This is a genomic window from Neoroseomonas lacus (assembly GCF_014644535.1).
Lineage (GTDB): Bacteria > Pseudomonadota > Alphaproteobacteria > Acetobacterales > Acetobacteraceae > Neoroseomonas > Neoroseomonas lacus.
The window spans coordinates 1-17,489 of record NZ_BMKW01000032.1 but is presented as its reverse complement, the minus strand read 5'-3'; the positions used below and the strand labels follow the sequence as shown (position 1 = coordinate 17,489).

At 64.7% G+C, this 17,489-nt stretch carries 13 protein-coding genes and 3 pseudogenes; 6 read left to right on the top strand and 10 right to left on the bottom strand.

Translation table 11 applies throughout. The features are described from left to right. Window positions 1–362 precede the first annotated feature (362 nt). Complete coding sequence (locus IEY36_RS29600) at window positions 363–1,085, top strand: class I SAM-dependent methyltransferase (protein WP_188973805.1); 723 nt, start codon at window positions 363–365, stop codon at window positions 1,083–1,085. Window position 1,086: 1 nt separating this feature from the next. On the opposite strand, the gene IEY36_RS29595 is transcribed toward IEY36_RS29600, so the two are convergent. Together IEY36_RS29595 and IEY36_RS30955 are read right to left on the bottom strand one after the other, a co-directional pair. Continuing rightward, a complete protein-coding gene (locus IEY36_RS29595; protein ID WP_188973803.1) occupies window positions 1,087–1,839 on the bottom strand; it encodes a YdcF family protein in 753 nt (250 codons plus the stop codon). A gap of 361 nt (window positions 1,840–2,200) precedes the next feature. Further along, window positions 2,201–2,539: pseudogene (locus IEY36_RS30955) on the bottom strand (IS701 family transposase); the annotation flags it as partial. Between the two features lie 54 nt (window positions 2,540–2,593). Between IEY36_RS30955 and IEY36_RS29585 the strand changes: the two are divergent. Both IEY36_RS29585 and IEY36_RS29580 read left to right on the top strand, forming a co-directional pair. Next, window positions 2,594–3,753, top strand: a protein-coding gene (locus IEY36_RS29585; RefSeq protein WP_229681695.1) for an IS3 family transposase whose coding sequence is annotated in 2 segments (ribosomal slippage) — window positions 2,594–2,855 and window positions 2,855–3,753 — 1,161 coding nt in all. Because the reading frame shifts where the segments join, the coding sequence is not laid out codon by codon here. Window positions 3,754–3,814: 61 nt separating this feature from the next. Further along, on the top strand, window positions 3,815–4,210 hold the full coding sequence (locus tag IEY36_RS29580; protein WP_188973801.1) for a M10 family metallopeptidase C-terminal domain-containing protein: 396 nt from the start codon (window positions 3,815–3,817) through the stop codon (window positions 4,208–4,210). A 52-nt stretch (window positions 4,211–4,262) separates the two neighbouring features. Here the strand turns inward: IEY36_RS29580 and IEY36_RS29575 are convergent, their stop codons facing one another. The 4 genes from IEY36_RS29575 to IEY36_RS29560 all read right to left on the bottom strand — a co-directional run bounded on the left by IEY36_RS29575 (window position 4,263) and on the right by IEY36_RS29560 (window position 9,706). After that, entirely contained in the window at window positions 4,263–5,354 is a 1,092-nt protein-coding gene (locus tag IEY36_RS29575; protein WP_188973799.1) for a glycosyltransferase, read from the bottom strand. Beyond that, entirely contained in the window at window positions 5,354–7,441 is a 2,088-nt protein-coding gene (locus IEY36_RS29570; protein ID WP_188973797.1) for an NAD-dependent epimerase/dehydratase family protein, read from the bottom strand. The genes IEY36_RS29575 and IEY36_RS29570 overlap by 1 nt, the downstream gene beginning before the upstream one ends. A gap of 72 nt (window positions 7,442–7,513) precedes the next feature. Then, window positions 7,514–8,071: a YdcF family protein gene (locus tag IEY36_RS29565; protein WP_188973795.1), complete on the bottom strand. Its 558-nt coding sequence runs from the start codon at window positions 8,069–8,071 to the stop codon at window positions 7,514–7,516. Window positions 8,072–8,263: 192 nt separating this feature from the next. Beyond that, window positions 8,264–9,706 (bottom strand): lipopolysaccharide biosynthesis protein, encoded by a 1,443-nt coding sequence (locus tag IEY36_RS29560; RefSeq protein WP_188973792.1) that lies wholly within the window; start codon window positions 9,704–9,706, stop codon window positions 8,264–8,266. 237 nt (window positions 9,707–9,943) lie between these two features. Between IEY36_RS29560 and IEY36_RS29555 the strand changes: the two genes are divergently transcribed. Genes IEY36_RS29555 through IEY36_RS29545 form a run of 3 tightly spaced genes read left to right on the top strand, consistent with a single transcriptional unit; the run spans window position 9,944 to window position 13,565 of the window. Continuing rightward, window positions 9,944–10,924 (top strand): glycosyltransferase family 2 protein, encoded by a 981-nt coding sequence (locus tag IEY36_RS29555; protein WP_188973790.1) that lies wholly within the window; start codon window positions 9,944–9,946, stop codon window positions 10,922–10,924. A gap of 25 nt (window positions 10,925–10,949) precedes the next feature. Then, window positions 10,950–11,903: a glycosyltransferase family 2 protein gene (locus IEY36_RS29550; RefSeq protein ID WP_188973788.1), complete on the top strand. Its 954-nt coding sequence runs from the start codon at window positions 10,950–10,952 to the stop codon at window positions 11,901–11,903. Window positions 11,904–11,906: 3 nt separating this feature from the next. Then, window positions 11,907–13,565 carry a glycosyltransferase family protein gene (locus tag IEY36_RS29545; RefSeq protein ID WP_188973786.1) on the top strand — a complete coding sequence of 553 codons (1,659 nt, stop codon included), beginning with the start codon at window positions 11,907–11,909 and terminating at the stop codon, window positions 13,563–13,565. A 37-nt stretch (window positions 13,566–13,602) separates the two neighbouring features. On the opposite strand, the pseudogene IEY36_RS29540 reads toward IEY36_RS29545, so the two are convergent. From IEY36_RS29540 to IEY36_RS29525, 4 genes and pseudogenes are all read right to left on the bottom strand, one after another. Continuing rightward, window positions 13,603–14,562, bottom strand: a pseudogene (locus tag IEY36_RS29540) (IS630 family transposase). Between the two features lie 75 nt (window positions 14,563–14,637). Beyond that, window positions 14,638–15,837 carry a glycosyltransferase family 4 protein gene (locus IEY36_RS29535; RefSeq protein WP_188973784.1) on the bottom strand — a complete coding sequence of 400 codons (1,200 nt, stop codon included), beginning with the start codon at window positions 15,835–15,837 and terminating at the stop codon, window positions 14,638–14,640. A gap of 270 nt (window positions 15,838–16,107) precedes the next feature. Then, window positions 16,108–16,693 (bottom strand): annotated as a pseudogene (locus tag IEY36_RS29530) (IS3 family transposase); the annotation flags it as partial. Window positions 16,694–16,915: 222 nt separating this feature from the next. Further along, window positions 16,916–17,191: a transposase gene (locus tag IEY36_RS29525; protein ID WP_188973780.1), complete on the bottom strand. Its 276-nt coding sequence runs from the start codon at window positions 17,189–17,191 to the stop codon at window positions 16,916–16,918. Window positions 17,192–17,489 lie beyond the last annotated feature (298 nt).

The window sequence follows — 17,489 nt, the reverse complement described above, 5'->3', positions numbered from 1 at the left end:
GAGGAACGGCCGCATGGGTCATTGCGGAACTTGACCCCGCAGGCGTTCGCCGAGCAGGCTCAACACGCCCGAGAAGTTGCCTAAGCCCCGGACCAGAGTTGGGGGCAGGACCAATTTGGCCAACAGGCTACTTCAGGAGTACCACTTTTCAGGGGGCAGACCACATCCACCGCCCAATGACAGTAGGTCTCGATCTTCCAGATCAAGGCGATCCAGGAAACGGGTGGCAGGTCACATTAAAGTCGGGCAAAATCGCTGGGCTTGGTCTTATCGCATTAGCTGCGTCGACGTCGTGTATTGTGCGGATAGGATGGGGCCGTGGAAGATTCCACTGGCGGTGCCACGCGGAGGAAAGTTTAGTGATGTCAGCCTCAGATAAGCACATTCAATCCCTTATTGATCGCTATTATCCACCTTCCACGCATCCTTATCGGCGCCTCACTGATGAAATCCAGAGCCGCCTGCATCCTGACGCGACGGTACTTGAAATCGGATGCGGGCGCAAAGCACCGGTTCTCCTCGCTATGAAGGGCCAGGCCGCGCGCTTGATTGGTATCGATGTAGTGGACTTCATCGTTGCAGACCCCGCGCTCGAACTCTGGCGTAGCGACGTGACCGCTATGACGCAGATCGCCGATGGCAGCGTCAACCTGGCATTTTCTCGCAGCGTCATGGAACACATCGAGGACGTCGCCGGCGCCTATGCTGAAATCTGCCGCATACTGGCGCCCGGTGGAACTTATACTTTCCTCACCCCGAATTTCTTGGACTATGCTAGCCTGATTGCTTCGGTGGTGCCCAATTCCTTGCATGGCCGGATCGTCCGCGCCACGGAGGGGCGGGATGAGGAAGATGTTTTTCCGACGCACTACAGGTCGAATACCGGCCGCGCCATTAGACGCCTGTCGGCCACAGCCGGGCTATCGGTGCAAAGGCTGGAATACCTCAACCAATACCCCGCATATTTTCGGTTCAGCCCGACGCTTTTCCATCTGGGCTGCCTCTACGGAAAGATGCTGGAACGATTCCGGCCGCTCAACGGGCTGCAGGGTTGGATTTTGTGCGTGTTGCGCAAGGCAGCGTAATCTACTGACCGAAAGCCGCGTACTGGCCCATCCCGATCCATTCGTGGATGGCGTAGGCGCTCTTCGTAAGTGCACGTGCACTCGGAATGAGCGTCTCTGCCGTCGGTCGGAGAGGCGGAATGTAGCTGGCGGCAGCGGGGATCGCTTCAAGCCCGGTGGCGCGGAACGCCATCATGGCCCGCGGCAGATGCCAAGCATGGGTTACTAGATAGACCCTGTGGATAAACGCATCACGGAGCAACTGCGCCGTGAAAAGCGCATTCTCCACCGTGTTCGTGGAAGCTTCTTCCCGCCAACGCGTCTCCACGCCGAAATCCTGTGTGAGGGTTTCGGCCATCAGGGTCGCCATCGTAGTCAAGCGTCCAGAATCGAACGGTGGCCCTCCGCTCACCAGAAGCGGCAGACGGGTGGCGCGCTGCAAACGCGCAGCAAATCTCAGCCGCTCCAGGCTCAACGCGTCGACGGTATCGCCTCCATACATTGGCACATTCCGGTCGCGTCCTGCGGACAGGACGACTATGGCCTCAGCGTCCGTCACCGCCCCCGGTACGAGCGGCGGGTACCATTGCAAGGACCGGATCAGCAACTGGGACACATAAGGTGTGCTGAGCAAATAAAGGCTACCAATAGCCAGCAGCAACACGGCGCGCCGCGCTCCGGGACAACGACGAAATACGAACATCAGCGCCGACAAACCAAGGAGGACACTGCCGGGCGGAAGCAGGAATTCCTTCAACATGCCGTATTCGTCCATGATTCATCATTAACCTCCTACCAGAGGCGGGCCGGTGAGGCCAGCCGAAGATGAACCGCCACAGTTTGTCAATCGGCCCATTATTCGCGGCTGTCGGTCAACACTGTCGTCGCCACCGCGCCGCTCGATCGCCTCCTGCACCACGCCGTCGTCGTGCGCATCGGAGGTGCCAGCTATCCCTCCGACGTAATGCCGACCTGCTGCCGGACAGTGGTGCGGCACGGCAGATCCCTAATACTACTGTGTCATAATGGTCCGGCCTTGTATCGATCATTTGCAGCAAGGGCATCGTGGCAAGCGGCGGGCCAGTGCGGTTTCGATGGTGGCTCGCATCGTGGCGGTGGAGTTGGCGACATGCCGTTCAGGCCAGATCGGGGGCTCCCCGTGGTCGACAGGTTGCGGGAATGGCAGGCGCTTCAATGCGTGGCGTGATGCGTTTGGCTGAGGGAAGAATCGCGGCCCGCTCGGCGACCAGGGATCCGTAGGCTGCGATGCAGAGCATGGCGTGGTGGTCGAAGCCGTGCCAGCCTCGGCCCTCATAATGGCCGAGGCCGATTTCCTGTTTCAACTCCTGATAGTCGCGCTCGATTCGCCAACTCAGCATGGCATGGCGGAGCAGCCTGGTGCGACTGATGGTGGCAGGCAGCGCGAAGGGCCAAGACTTGCTGGGCTCGGCCGCATCGGCGTGCCATTCGATCAGTGGAGTTGAGCCGGTTTCGTGGACACCCGGAGCCTTGAGACGGAGGTGTTCGAGATGCCGAGAGTTAGAGTGCCCTACCCGCCGGAGTTCCGGCGGCAGATGGTGGAGTTAGTCCGATCGGGGCGAACCCCGCAGGATCTTGCGCGGGAGTTCGAGCCGAATGCGCAGTCGATCGTGCACTGGGTCCGTCAGGCGGATCGCGATGCCGGCGAGCGCGGGAATGGCGGCACGACCAGCGCCCAGCGAGAGGAGCTGAGCAAGCTCCGTCGTGAGAACCATCGCCTTCGCCAGGAGCGCGACATTCTGGCAAAGACGGCGGCCTGGTTCGCGAAGGACAAGACCCCGTCCGGGTCTTCGAATTCATCAGCGCGCACCAGGCCGAATTCCCCATCCGCACCATGACCCGCGTGCTGCGGGTCTCGGCCACCGGTTACTACGCGTGGCGCAGCCGGCCGGCCTCCGCGCATGCACAGGCCGATGCCGCCCTACTGCGCCGGATCCGCACGATCCATGCTGGCTCGCACGGGACCTACGGCGCGCCGCGCGTGCATGCCGAGTTGCAGGCCGAGGGCACGGCGATCGCCCGCAAGCGCGTGGCGCGGCTCATGCGCCAGGCCGGGCTGCGCGGCGTGTCGCGGCGTCGCTTCCCGACCACGACGCGGCGCGAGCCGACGCACAGGCCGGCCATCGATCTCGTCGCTCGGGTCTTCACTGCCCCCGCGCCGAACCTGCTGTGGGTCGCCGACATCACCTATGTGCCGACAGCCGCAGGCTTCCTGTTCCTGGCCGTTGTGTTCGATGCTTGGTCGCGGCGCATCGTCGGCTGGGCCATGGCGAACGACCTGCGCACGCAGCTTGTCCTCGACGCCCTCGACATGGCCGTCGCCACGAGGAAACCAGCCGATGTTGTGCATCACAGCGATCAGGGCAGCCAATACACGTCGCTGGCCTTCGGAATGCGATGCCAGCAAGCCGGCGTCCGCCCCAGCACGGGATCGGTCGGCGACGCCTACGATAACGCGCTGGCCGAGGCATTCTTCGCCACCCTCGAGTGCGAACTCCTCGACCGGCGCCGCTTCCGCTCCCAGGCCGCGGCGCGCATGGCCGTGTTCCATTTCATCAAGGGCTTCTACAACCCGACCAGGCGCCACTCTGCCTTGGGCTACCTCTCGCCCATCGAATTCGAAGCGAGGACGATACTCATGAAGGACTGACCCCTACCCGCAGACCGTCCACGGAAGCGGGGCAACTCTAAACCGAAACGTCCCGGCTGGCATGGACGGTGCCGATACGTTGGTCGGTGGGGGCGGCAGTGATGTTCTCGTTGGCGGCGCGGGGCGCGATGTGTTGAATGGCGGCTCCGGCATCGACCAGTTCCGCTTCCTGAAGGCCGTCGACAGCACGCTTGCCGCCCCGGACCAGATCCTCGACTTCGTCGGCGGCCAGGACTGCATCCATCTGCGCCAGATCGACGCCAACACATCCCAGTCTGACGATCAGGCCTTCCGCTACGTCACCAGCTTTGGCCCTCATGCCGGCGAGGTGATGGTGGCCTCGGCCGGTGGCGATCAGTACCAGGTGCGCGGCGACATCAATGGCGACGGCACGGCCGACTTCGCCATCGATGTCACCAGCGTGAGCGCGCCGGCGGCGAACTGGTTTCTGCTATAGGGACCGCGTCTCCGGCAGGCGCGCCGGGGCGGTGTCATCGCGACGGACATCGTCATCTCATTGCGCTGAGGTCACGGAACAGGCCTTCCCAGGCCGCGATCATCGTGGATTCCGCGAAATCGGTCTCGGCGCGGCGGCGATTTGCCGCGCCAAGGCGCGCCCGCGCTTCGGCATCCAGCGCGAGCACACTGAGCGCGTCGGCAAGCGCGTCATCGTCGCAAGGCACAACGAAGCGTCTGTTTTGCGGATCCAACATCTCCGCGATGTCGCCGACATCGGTCGCCACGACTGGGAGGCCCGCTGCCATCGCTTCCAGCACCGAGAGCGGCATCTGCTCCGTGTCGGAGGACAAGGCAAAGATATCGAAGCCGGCATAGCAGGATGCCGGATCCTTCTTGTGCCCCGCGAAAGACACCCGACCGGCGATACCCTCGGTGACGGCGAGACGTTCGAGAGCCGGCCGTTCGGTACCATCGCCGACAATGACGAGTTGCACCTCGCTCCCCATCCGCCCGACCGCACGGATCAGTCGGGCAAGGTTTTTTTCGGGGCGCAGGGCCGCCACCGTACCGACCACCACCGCGGACCGTGCCTTTGCCGCATGCCCGACCCGGCCGAAACGCCCGAGATCGACGCCGTTCGGCAACAGCCTTAGGCGCTGTTCGGGCAGCCGCCACGTATCCCGGGCGATGCGCCACAGCACACGAGAGGGCAACACGACGGTTGCGCGCCGTAGAAGCACCCGACGCGCGAACACGCGACGCCGAATCTGGTGTGTCCGCTCCTCCGGGCCAAAGCCGTCTTCGATGTGCAGATGAGGGATGCCAGTACCGATCCGGGCCATGGCCCATTCGATGCTGCCCCAGTTACTGGTAACTAGCAGGTTGGGGCGGATATCGCGTAGTGCCGCGCGAAAGCGACGCAGATTGCCGATCGTGTCGCCCTTCACCACGCCCACGTCTGGGAAGTGCACGCCAAGTGCCGGATCAAGCAGCGCACGCGCCTCCTGCCGCCCATCCATCGCCACCACCGCATGGCGGAATGCCCCACCAAGCCGGTTGACGAGCGTCGCGTACCGCACCTGCGGACCGCCCGTGGCGAAGGTCGCGAAGACATGCAGAAGGAGGGGCGGGGCCGCGACCATCACGGCGCCGTGGCGAAGGCGCTAGCGCGGAAACGGGCGGCATCAGATTCCGGCGTCCAGCGGAGGTCACGCTTCGCGTCGCTGCAATCGAAACTCGCGGTTAGCCCGCGCGACAACAGATCACGGCGCGAAGGCAGCAGCGAGCGCCGCCCGCCCAGGCGCTTCAGCAGCCATTTGGCCCCTTCCTCGGCCAGGAGCACATCCGGGAACTTCGGATGGAAGTGCAGCGGGCGACCTGTCGCTTCCGCCAACCAGGTGAGATATTCGCGCGCTGTCGGGCGCACGTCGCCAACGAGATTGTAGCATCGGCCGATCGCGCCCTCGGCCTGCAGTGCCGCGAGGATCGCCTCGGCCACGTCCTCGACCAGCACGAAAGGCAGCGGATTTCGTCCACGATTCCAGCCGATGACGTGTTGCTCGGCATTGAAGAAGCCGAGGCCGCTGTGGAAGGGCGACGTCCCCTGCCCGACCACGAGGCCGGGCCGAAGGATGACGAGCGGCAGCCCCTTATGCACATGGAGGCCGAGCAGCATGGTGTCGCATTCAGCCTTGGCACGCGCGTAGTCGCCACGCTGTTCGGCCTGTGGGTCGGGTGGGGTTGCACCGGTCACGCTTCCCGCCGCGGATCCGAGGTACAGCGAGGCGATCGAGCCAACATGCAGCAACCGCTTCGAGCCGGCGGCGAGGCAGGCACGCGCGACAAGCTCCGCGCCTCCGACCATCGCGACACGGATCGCCGCATAGTTCGCGCCCCCGCCGCCATGCGCCAGATTAACGACTGCGCCAGCGCCGGCGACGGCGTGGTTCACCGCGCCGGCATCGGTGATGTCGCCGCGCAGCAATCGTACGCGCGGCCCGGAAAACAGCGGCGGTAGTCCTGTCGTCCCTCGCGCCATGACGGCGACGCTGAGACCTTCGCGCAACAGCCGCGCCACAGTGGCCCGCCCGATAAAGCCGGTGCCACCCAGCACCGCCACATCTGGCGCGCCACTCAATGTGGCCGGAGCCTGCGGTGGCGCAGGCCGGTTCTCCTGGCTGGGCAGGCGTGCCGCGATGTCCTCGCACAGTCCGACAAGTCGCGCGCTGAAGGAGGCATTGGCCTCGAAGCGCTTCGGTTCGGCGTGGAACGCGGCGATACTGCCCTGCATGCTGCGGAAGAAGGGGTCGTTGCGCTTAGCCAATCCAAGCAAGGAGGCCCCATAGCGTCCAGCATTGCCAAGTCCGGCCGCCACCATCTCGGTGGCGGACAAGGCCGAGGCAGCAATCCCATCAATCGGGTCAGCGAAGCGTGTGCGACCGAGCGTGTGAACGCGATTGGCAAGGATATCGGCGACGATGGCCCCGTCATCACAGACCACGGTGATCTGCCACAGCGGAAAGCTCTCCCCGACCGCGAAGCGCAGGGTCGCCGGCAGTGTCTCGCCGCGCAGGCTAACGGTCCAGCCGCCATGGAACTGGCGCCCCTCCCACAGGATGCGGGGCGCATCCGGAATCGCCTCCAACGCGCGGATACTGCCGAGCATTGCTGCCAGCTGCGACAGCGGATGCACGGCCTGTTCAAGCAAGATATTCACCGGTGCGGCGAACATCCAATGGCCGACCTGTCCAGCCGCAAGCTGGCGGAGCGGCACGCTGTACACGCAATCCACGAAGCGCGGCCTGCCCCGCCGACCGTTCGCCACGGCACGGCGCAAGGCAATGAAGGCAGGGTGGAACAGGAAATTCTGGTTGATGCCGAGCACCGCTCCAGAGGCGGCTGCAGCGGTGGATAGCCGTTCGCACTCTTCGCGCGACACCGCCATCGGCTTTTCGAGCAGTACATCGCGCCCGGCCTCGAGCAGCGGCATTGCGATGGCAGCGTGGGTGTCGGGCGGGGTTAGAACATGGGCAACGTCGAAACCCTGCCCGGTCAGGGCTTCGTCGGCTGACGTCACGGCCTGTGCGCCGGGCAGCAAGCGCGCCAGTGCCTCGGCGGCTGATCGACGCGGATCGGCGACGGCGACTACCGAAATCCCCGGCAGCCGGGCCAGCACCTCGGCATGAATGCGGGCGATCCCGCCGGCGCCAATCAGGCAAATACGTCGCATACTTGGGCTCCGGTCATTGATAGTGGCGCCGCGGGGGCCGGCACACGGCATCATCCCTGGGCATGCAAGTAGTCACAAGCCAATCGCCGCGACTGCCAGACCGGTCCATTCGCGCAAGGCGAACCGGCTCGTGGCGAGGTCATCAGCGTGAGGCAACAAATCTGTCGGCCGTCCGTCCGGACGACGCTGGCATCCTACCATGGCGGGCACGACCGGCAGGCCGAAGCGGACCGCCTCCCTTTGGGCACGAGGCATGTGCCAAGCATGGGTGACCAGGTAGGCTCCCCGCACGCCGTCCCGCCCCAGAATTGCGGCGGCAAGCTGAAGGTTGTCCCGTGTGTTGCGCGCCGTTGGCTCTACCCACCGGACCGGGACGGCGAAGTCATTCTCGAGCGTGGCGCGCATCGCAAGGGCGAGCGGCGCCACGTCCGGTCCGGGCGGACCGCCGGTGACAAGCAGCGGGAGGCCGGTAACCCTCTGCAGCACGGCGGCGCAGCGCAGTCGCTCCAGCGTCAGCGGGCCAACATCCGGACCATCCGGACCGTTCCGTGCCTCAGCCCCGAGCACGATAATCGCGCCAGGTTCCACCGCCGGTACCGCCAGGGCTGCTTGGTCGAGGGACGCGCCCAACAGCCCCCGAAGCCATCGGGGTCGCAAGTAGAAGGATAGCGGCGACGCTGAGCGCCGCGGCCGCCCCGCCGGCGCGCCGACCTCGCCAAGCGAATGTGCTGCCGGCCAGCGCGAGAAGCAGCAACGATACTGGCGGCAATATCAGGATTCTGGCCACGCCCCGCACAGTGGCGAACAGCGGCGATGTCGGGTTCACGCCCATCGCCACACCCGACCCCATAGGCCGCGGATTTCCCCGATCAGCGGATGGCCGCTGAGCCACAGCCCCGCAAGCCAGCCCAGGCCAGCGGCGAGCATGGCGGCCAGCGTTTCCCCGAAGTTCAACATAGTCCGAAAGCCCAGAATCGACATCACTGCGAGGATGCCGGAGGCGAGGCCGAGGGTCCCCACGCAGCCTGGCCAAGCGGCCTGCCCGATGCCCGCCCAGGTGAGGCCTATGCGCCGGCGCACGAAGGATACCGCGACGTAGGCCTGGAGCGGCGCTGTGATGAGCGTCGTGGCCGCCACGGCCATGATGCCGTGCGGCGCCGCGACGGCGATCAGCAGAAGGCTCGGCGGAATGCTGATCAGACTGGCGATCAGCGTGTCGCGGATCCGCCCAAGCGCCACAAGCATCGGATAGGTAAGGAAGGCCGGGAACAGCCAGATCATCCCCAGCGCCATGACGCGTACGAGTGGCGGGACTTCACCCCATTGCGGTCCGAGCAGGATGCGCACGATGGGTTCGGCGAGCATCGCAAGACCAACCATGGCCGGAATATGGACCGCCGCCATATAGGAGATGCCGAGAAGATACGGTTCCTTCAGCGAGCCGCCCTGCCGCGCATGCTCGGCCAGGGCCGGGAGCACCACGGGATGCAACCCGCTGGCGATGAGTTTGTCGGGAAGCTGGCAGATCATCTGGGCGCGACCGAGCAGACCCACCGGCACCGCCCCCAAGACACGCCCGATGATGAGCTGCGGCAGGGTATCGTGGATGACATTCACGATGCCGGTCGCCGTGGACCAGGCGCCAAAGGAGAGGATGCCTCGCCATTCCGCCAGACCGGGCCGGAAAGCCCAGAACACCGGATTGGCGAGGTTGAACCCGATGGTGCGAATGAGCGCGGCCGCCAAGCTTGCCCAGGCCATCGCCATATATCCGAGGCCAAGGCTCGCCAACAGAATGATCGCGATGAGCTGGCCAAGACTGCTGGCAACATTGACGAGCGCAAGTCTGTCGAACGCCATCTTCCGCCGAAGCATGGCGGTTGCCGGCGTTGAGAACGGGTTCAGCAGCAAGGCGACAGCAAGGACGAGAACCACATGGCCGACACCGGGCTCACCGTAGAAACGCCCTAGCGGGATGGCCGCCAAGCCAAGTACCGCCGCGCAACTGCCCGAGATCACGCAGGAAATGGTGAAGGCCGACCGAACGGCGTCGCGCTCCAGCGTCTCGAGCTGGACCAGATAGGTTCCGGCACCGAAGTCGCGCAGAACGTCGATCAGCATGACCACGGAGATGCCAACCGCGAAGACGCCAAAATCTGCAGGCGTCAGCAGCCGCGCGCCGGCGATTGTGGTCCCGAGCCCGATGACGATGCCGGCGTAGCGCTCCAGGAACGAGAACATCAGGGAACGGCGCAGCGTGGTCATAGAGCGGTGGTCCGCCGAATGACGGGCGCGGCTGCATCGCGGCACCCAAACCGTGCGGGAGCGTCGCTAATCCACCCCCTTTTCGCGAGCCACCGCGCCACGATCGCGTAATGGTTGTAATTCTTCATGATGGCTCTCTGCATACGTCAGACATTATTTCATAATTCGTCTGCGAGTATCGGCGACGGCAGAAATGCAAGGGGCTTCTTTTGCCATTCGGAGAGCCTATCAGATTTTATGTTTGCCGAAAAAGCATTTGATATTGATGCCCCCATATATATGATCCCCCAAGATAGCGGCGGCGACCTTAAGCGGCCGCGCCCAGGGAGGCCGGCCATGGGTCATTCGACGGTTTCAGTGATCATGCCCGCGTACAAGGCGGCAACGACAATCTCGACAGCGCTGCAGAGCATTCGTGACCAGACCGCCCCGGTGAATGAGGTGATTGTCGTCGATGATGGTTCGCCGGACGATACGGCGGCGCTGGTGGCGCGCGACTTTCCCGAAGTCCGGCTGCTGCGGCAGGCCAATGCCGGCCCCGCTGTCGCGCGGAACAACGGCGCCAAGGTCGCGACTGGCGACTGGCTGGCGTTTCTTGACGCCGATGACGCCTGGTTGCCCGACAAGCTCGAACGACAGCTCACGGCGGTCCAGGATCCGAAGGTTGCAATCGTCGCGGGCCGCGTCGTTGGTCGCAGCGATACCGATTTCGACTCAAATCCAAGTTTCGAAGCCCTTTGGAACCGCAACACGATCGCCACCTCCTCCGTGTTGGTGCGCCGGGAGGCCTTCCTGGCGGCCGGCGGGATGGCATCACACCTGCCGCCTTGCGAGGACTACAATCTCTGGATGCGTCTCGCTGGATCAGGGTGGCGCGTTGTCGTGGTCGATGCGCCGGTGGTTATCTACAGTCCGACCGACGATAGCCTCACGCGCAATCTGATCCGTTTCGCCGAGGCCGAGCGTGCCTGCATCGAGGAGACCGGGGCGGCCTTCTCTCTGCCACCCGACCGGATCCGGCGCCGCGTCGCGAGCGGCTATCACGCGCATGGTCGCGCTGCGCTCTATGGCCGCAACATGAGGTTGGCACGCCAGCTGCTCATTGCAGCGCTCAAGTTCGGCCCCACCTCCCGCTGCTTGATCGACCTGCTGGCCGCGAGCATGCCGCCGGCAATGTTGGATTTCCGCCGCCGCGTCATTCATGGGACCGGCACATGACGATCCCGAGCCCGTGGTCGCACGAATGATGCAGTTCAGCATCGTCATCTGCACTCGAAACCGCGCCGAGGATCTTGCTCACACGCTGCGCTCACTAACTAGGCTGCACATCCCGGAAGGGATCGAGGGCGAGGTGGTCGTCGTCGATAACGGCTCCACGGACCGCACGCCCGAGGTGATCGCCGAAGCACGCAGGTACCTCCCCTTCCCGCTCGTCTCGGCGGTGGAGCGGGAGCGCGGTACGGGGGCTGGGCGCAATCGCGGCCTGCGCCTCGCCCGAGGGGAGATCATCGCCTGGACCGACGATGACTGCCGCCCCGCCCGCAGCTGGTTGCGGGAGATACTCTCCGCGTTCGAGGCCGACGAGGAACTTGATCTTCTCGGCGGGCGCATCGAGCTCTACGATCGGGGCCACCTTCCACTGACCATCAAGACGTCGCGCCGCATCGAGGTCATGGACGACGCCACCTATCCAGGTGCGATCCTTATGAACTGCAACATGGCGCAGCGGCGTCGACTGGTCGAACGGATCGGTGGTTTTGACGTGCGCTTCGGCGCAGGCAGCGCCATGCGTGCCGGTGAAGATGCGGACTACGTTCTCCGCGCGCACCGCGCCGGATGCCGCGTCGTGTATCTGCCACAGATCGTGGTGTTCCATGACCACAAGCGCGTCACCCTGGAACAGGGCGATGCCGTGGTGCGGAACTATCATTTCTCGGATAGTGCATTGCTGATGAAGACAATGTTCGGCGGAGATCGCTTGGCCGTCCGATGGTATTACTGGCGGCTGTCCAGGTTGTTCAGCGACTTGGTCCGGTCAACCGGCTCGATGACCGAGTTACGGCGCCAGGCCGTCTTCCTGTCCAGCTTTCTCGCCGGTTCCCTGCGTTACGTGATCGCGTCGATGCGCGTTAAGCGCACAGCAGGGCCGCGCACAGGCGAAGGCGCCCCAGGCGGCCAGCGCACCCAGGGGCACTGACCTATGCTTGACATTCCCGCGGATGATTTCGCGCCGCTGCTCCAGGAGATGCGCGTCTTCGGAGAAGCGCGGCTGGTTGAGAATGCCGCCTGCTTCGGGCGCATCGTGGAACATGCCGAGCAACTCGTGGGCCAGGGTCGCTATGACGAGGCGTGCGTGCAGGTCTTCATCGCCGCTTTCCATGCTGTGGCCCGTCACAGTGGCGTTTGGGCAAGTCCAAAACTGGAAAGCCTGCTGACCCGGATCGCTCAACAGACGCTGACAGACCTTCCCGGCCGGCGCGCGCCGGCCGAGATCCGCCACGTCATGCATGTGACGACGCAGATTCCGACCGTGGGCGGCCTCGCGCGCATGATGGAACGCTGGATCAGAACCGATGCCGGGCGAATGCATTCCGTTGTCGTCACCCGGCAATCGACCATGCCGTTGCCCGACAGCATCCGCGAGGCCGTCGCGCAGCGGCATGGCGGCTTGCGGATTCTCGACCATGGTCGCGGCGCACTGATCGAGCGCGCGCAGCGCCTGCGCGACATTGCGCAGGAGGCCGACCTTGTCGTCCTGCATACCCACCCCTTCGATATTGTCCCGCAACTCGCATTCGCGACGCCGAACCGGCCACCGGTCGCCTTCCTTGATCATGCGGATCACGGCTTCTGGCTCGGCACCCATATCACGGACGTAATGGCGAGCATGCGCGAGGCGGGAAAGCGCATCATGATTGAGCGGCGCAGTATTCCACCGGAGCGCATCGCGCTGCTACCGACCATCCTGGCCGAGCCTCGGCGCAAGGTGAGCCGGCAGGAGGCCAAACGCCGGATCGGCGTGCCGGAAGATTCCGTCCTGCTGCTGAGCGTTGCGCGGGCACGGAAATACGTGACAGTAGGCGGGATGAGCTTTGCGGATCTCCATGTCCCGACGCTGCTTGATCACCCGAAAGCGATCCTCCTCACCGTCGGGCCCGGCAAACGCGACGACTGGACCGATGCAGCGCAGCGCTGCGGGGGGCGTATCGTCTCCCTACCCGAGCACGACGACCCTAGCCTATTCTTCGAGGCGGCGGATATTTACGTGGATTCCTTCCCGTTCGTGTCGATCACATCGACGCTGGAGGCCGCCGGTCTCGGGACGCCCGCTGTGAGCCTGTTTCCCTTCGGCACCACATCGGAAGTGCTCGGCTGCAACATGCCAGGCTTAGATGGGCTGCTTGTGACCTGCACGAGCCGCGGCGCTTATGAAGCCGCACTTTCGCGGCTCATTACCGACGAAGCCCATCGGCACGCACTCGGGCAAGAGTTGCCCCGCCAGATCGCCGCCCATCATCTGCGCGATGCCTGGCTTGGAAAACTTGAGGTGCTCTATGCGCACGCAGTGACTGCGCCACGCCACCTTGGCGCCGGCGGGCCGGTTCTGCATTTTGACGGGGCACCTGACGTATTCATCCAGGCCATCCACGGCGGTAACCCTGACGGAGAAGGCGACCGTGACCGTCTCCTGAAATATGAGCTTGGCGTGCTCAAATTCCCGGCACGGCTTCGTGAATGGCGACGGTTGCGGACGCTCGGCTTATTGAAGGGTTCAGGCCGCTATGGCCCATTGATATACTTGCTGCCGGAATGGCTAAAAGTTGCCGTATCGCGCTGGCGGCGCCGTAAACATCAGTAGTCATCCGTCGCTGTCAAGCCGCTAGAGCATTTTCCGATCATGCTGGGTCGTAGCCGGCGGCGAAATAGTTTGCGCATTCGGTTGGATCGAAGGTGTCGATGATCTTGCCGATGGTGGATCAGAGACCGTCGATGGTTCGCTCGGCGGCCTTGCGGAGCATAGCCTTGAGCTTGGCGAAGGCGTCCCTTCGGAGCAGTGCTCCTCAGCAGATTGAAGTCGGGGTTGTAGGGCGGCAGGTAGAGCAGGCGCGCGCCGGCAGCCTCGATGGCCGCGCGGATGCTTGGCCGCTTGTGGCTGCCGAGGTTGTCCATCACGACGATGTCGCCAGCCCGCAGGTCCCGGACCAGCACCTGGTCGACATAGGCCTGGAAGGCGATGCCGTTGATCGGCCCATCGAGCACCATCGGCGCGACCACGCCGCTGTTGCGCAGGCCGGCGACGAAGGTCGTCGTCTTCCAATGGCCGTGCGGGATGGCGGCGCGCAGGCGCTCGCCGCGCGGTGCCCGCCCACGGGTGCGGGCCATGTTGGTCGAGGCCCAGGTCTCGTCGATGAACACCAGGCGGTCGGGATCGAGATCGATCTGGCCCTCGAACCACTCCCAGCGCCGCGTCAGGATGTCGGGGCGCTGCTGCTCCGCTGCGTGCGCCGACCCTTTTTCAGCGTGATCCGCCGCCGCGCGAAGAACCGCCACGAGGTGGCGACGCCGACCGGCGCGCCGGCCTCGGCCAGTTCCACGCGCAGCTCGCTCAGCGTGATGTCCGGCGTCCGCTCCAGCAGTCCAAGGATCAGCGGCGCATGGGCCTCGATCCGACCCGAGCGGCGATCCCCACCCAGTGGCCCCGGCGCCACCGAGCCCACCGAGCGCTTCAAGGACGCCCAGCGGATCGCGCTCGAAATGCCGACGTCGAAGCGTGAGGCGGCTGCCCGGCAGGAGGATCCAGCCTCGATCGCCGCCACCACCCGCTCCCGAAGATCGACCGACAACGCCTTCGACATGCCTGTCGGCCCCCTCTCCGACAGACAGCTTGAATCAGATCCGCTCCGCGTCGGGGAAGGGATTTCGCGATTCAGTCAGGTCGGAGGCCGCTCTAGCGGATGCCTTCCAGCACTATTGGCCTGTTGCACGTTACTGGTCACCCTACATCGCACCTGCTCTGCTATCTCGGCCACCCTTCGTGCATTGCCTGCCCAGGTGAAGTCGCGCGAGATCGCCTCCATTCGCGCCGAAGCGCCGAGCCTATCGCGTAGCTCGGGATTACTTGCTAGGCGCATCACAGCCGCCCACAGCGCTGCCGCGTCGCCAGGCGTAAACAACAAGGCCGTCCGTTCATGGGTCAGCACCTCGCGGATGTTGGGCTGGTCCGGCGCTACGATAGCGCGCCCCGCGGCCATGTATTCGAAAACCTTGAGCGGCGAAGCGTAGGCCACGGCCGCTGGCTGCAATGCGATGTCAAATCCGGCGAGCAGTTTCGGCACGGCTTCCCGGCTGATAAGGCCAGTGAAATGCACATGTTCGCTGATGCCGAGTTCCGCCGCGATCCGTTCTAAACCTAAACGCGCCGGCCCTTCGCCGGCCACCTGCAAAACAATACGCGGCCCCATCTGCCTCTCTGCCATGGCGCGGAGTACCGCATCGAGCCCGTGCCACTCCCGCACGAAACCAATAAAGCCAAGCACGATGGTCGTTCGTTCAGCCTGCGCTGGGGGCGCCGGAGGGAAGGACGCCAAGTTGATCCCGTTGGGCACCACGACGATCCGTTCTCGCTCCACGCCCGCCGCCGCAACAATGCCGGCCAACACCTCAGTCACCGGCAGGACGCGATCGGCGCGGCGCCAGACGAAGCGTTCTGCCCAACCCGCGAGACGACGTAGCCGCAAGTTCCCGAATGCCGTGCGCTCCTGCGCCAGAGGCGAGTTCACCTCCAGTAGGAAGGGCAAGCCTAATCGGCCGGCGAGCAGCGCGCCTGCCAGGTAGAATAGGTTCGCTCGTTCGTAGAGCACATCCGGACTAAACTCCCGCGCGGCGCGTCTCAAACGGCGATAGCCCGGAATAGTGTAGGCTAGTTCCGCGAGTTCGGCTGCGAAACCCGGCAGAAGCCTGCGGACGCGCGCGATTACTTGGCTCTCGGTACCCAGCCCAGCCTCGGCATAGCCAGGCGGGCCGACGACCAGCACCTCATGCCCTGCCGAGCGCAGGGCGGCGACCAAGGATTCGAGGTGAACGCCCTGCCCATCATGCGACTGAAGGCGGTGGCTGTAGAGGATCTTCACGCAGGCATTCCTTTTGGCCCGGAATATTCATCAGTGCTGGTGGGCATACTGCAACCCGCTGATCGGAAATAGGATTCAGCTACGAACCCAGAACCCTGCGGTTTCCGGACACCATGCCCGCCGACCACCACGCTACGCTGCCCTGGCCTGCCCCCATGAGGTGGTCCGGGATGAAACTTAATGCATCGTCGGCTTGTCTGCCACGTCTGGGGTGACCCGTATGGCAGACGTAGAGTTGCCCCGCTTCCGTGGACGGTCTGCGGGTAGCGGTCAGTCCTTCATGAGCATCGTCCTCGCTTCGAATTCGATGGGCGAGAGGTAGCCCAAGGCAGAGTGGCGCCTGGTCGGGTTGTAGAAGCCCTCGATGAAATGGAACACGGCCATGGGCGCCGCGGCCTGGGGGCGGAAGCAGCGCCGGTCGAGCAGCTCGCGCTCGAGCATGGCGAAGAATGCCTCGGCCATGGCGTTGTCATATGCGTCGCTGACCGAACAGGTGGACGGGCGCACGCCGGCTTCCCGGCATCGCATTCCGAAGGCCAGCAACGTGTGTTGGCTGCCCTGATCGCTGTGATGCACGACACCAGCGGGTTTCCTGCAGGTCACCGCCATGTCGAGGGCGTCGAGGATCAGGCGCGTTCGCAGGTCCGCGGCCATCCGCCAAGCCGACGATGCGTCGGGACCAGGCATCGAACACAACGGCCAGGAACAGGAAGCCTGCGGCTGTCGGCACATAGGCGATGTCGGCGACCCACAGCAGGTTCGGCGGCGGCACCGTGAAGACGCGGCAGACGAGATCGTTGGCTGGCCTATGCGTCGGCTCGCGCCGCGTCGTGGTCGGGAAACAGCGGCGGGAGACATCGACGAACTTCACACCAGGCTCATCGAGCTCGGGCAAGATCCTATGCTTATCCTCCGGCCGACAGCGCCGCCGGCGTTTGAGGGCCGTGATGATCTCTATCCAGCCCCCATCCTTCGCCCTTACCGACACTCAAAAAAACGCCCCTAGAAGCAGAGGACAGGTCCCGCACCTCAGCAGAAGGCGGCCCTCACCGGAGGGTTACCGACAATCTCCTCTGGCTTATGCTTCTTCTGCGACATTCCAGCAGCCTCCTTCAGGCTCAAAAGCCCACTTCAGGGAGGACCACTTTTCAGGGGGCAGACCAGGTGCACGGCCGAGTTCCAGGGCGAGCTGACCAGTATCGACGCGCTCGCTGCTCGGCCCGAAGCGAGCCCGCTGGAAGCCCTTGATGATCTGCTTGAGGGTCGCGATCCGTGCCTCCGCCGCCTGCAGCGCGCCGCGCAGCATGGCGGTCTCGTCGGGCTGGTCGGAGCTCTGCGGGGCGTCGTCCAGCACGCCCAGCGTCGCTCACCGCGGGTCACTACCTCCACCACTTCGCTGCGTGCGCTCCTACGACTTCTCGTACGAGCGCTCTCAGTCTCCGCCTCGATATCCATCCACCATCCCGCCGCGTGAACAGCCGCGACAGCGCACCATCAGATGCCCACGCCGCAAGGCGGGTACTAGACGACGAATACCGATGATCGCCGCCTAGCGTGGGATGTTCAGCGACCTCGCGATCAGGCGATGATGGCGATATCCGCCGCTGTCAGCGCCGGCGCACCCGAGAGCGTCGCCAGCACCGTCGCCCCGG

Bases quoted from the DNA above. Each gene is read 5' to 3' on its own strand.
- IEY36_RS29560 (WP_188973792.1), bottom strand. From the start codon at position 9,706: ATGACCACGCTGCGCCGTTCCCTGATGTTCTCGTTCCTGGAGCGCTAC.
- IEY36_RS29580 (WP_188973801.1), top strand. From the start codon at position 3,815: ATGGACGGTGCCGATACGTTGGTCGGTGGGGGCGGCAGTGATGTTCTC.
- IEY36_RS29595 (WP_188973803.1), bottom strand. From the start codon at position 1,839: ATGGACGAATACGGCATGTTGAAGGAATTCCTGCTTCCGCCCGGCAGT.
- IEY36_RS29570 (WP_188973797.1), bottom strand. From the start codon at position 7,441: ATGCGACGTATTTGCCTGATTGGCGCCGGCGGGATCGCCCGCATTCAT.
- IEY36_RS29545 (WP_188973786.1), top strand. From the start codon at position 11,907: ATGCTTGACATTCCCGCGGATGATTTCGCGCCGCTGCTCCAGGAGATG.
- IEY36_RS29555 (WP_188973790.1), top strand. From the start codon at position 9,944: ATGTTTGCCGAAAAAGCATTTGATATTGATGCCCCCATATATATGATC.
- IEY36_RS29600 (WP_188973805.1), top strand. From the start codon at position 363: ATGTCAGCCTCAGATAAGCACATTCAATCCCTTATTGATCGCTATTAT.
- IEY36_RS29575 (WP_188973799.1), bottom strand. From the start codon at position 5,354: ATGGTCGCGGCCCCGCCCCTCCTTCTGCATGTCTTCGCGACCTTCGCC.
- IEY36_RS29550 (WP_188973788.1), top strand. From the start codon at position 10,950: ATGATGCAGTTCAGCATCGTCATCTGCACTCGAAACCGCGCCGAGGAT.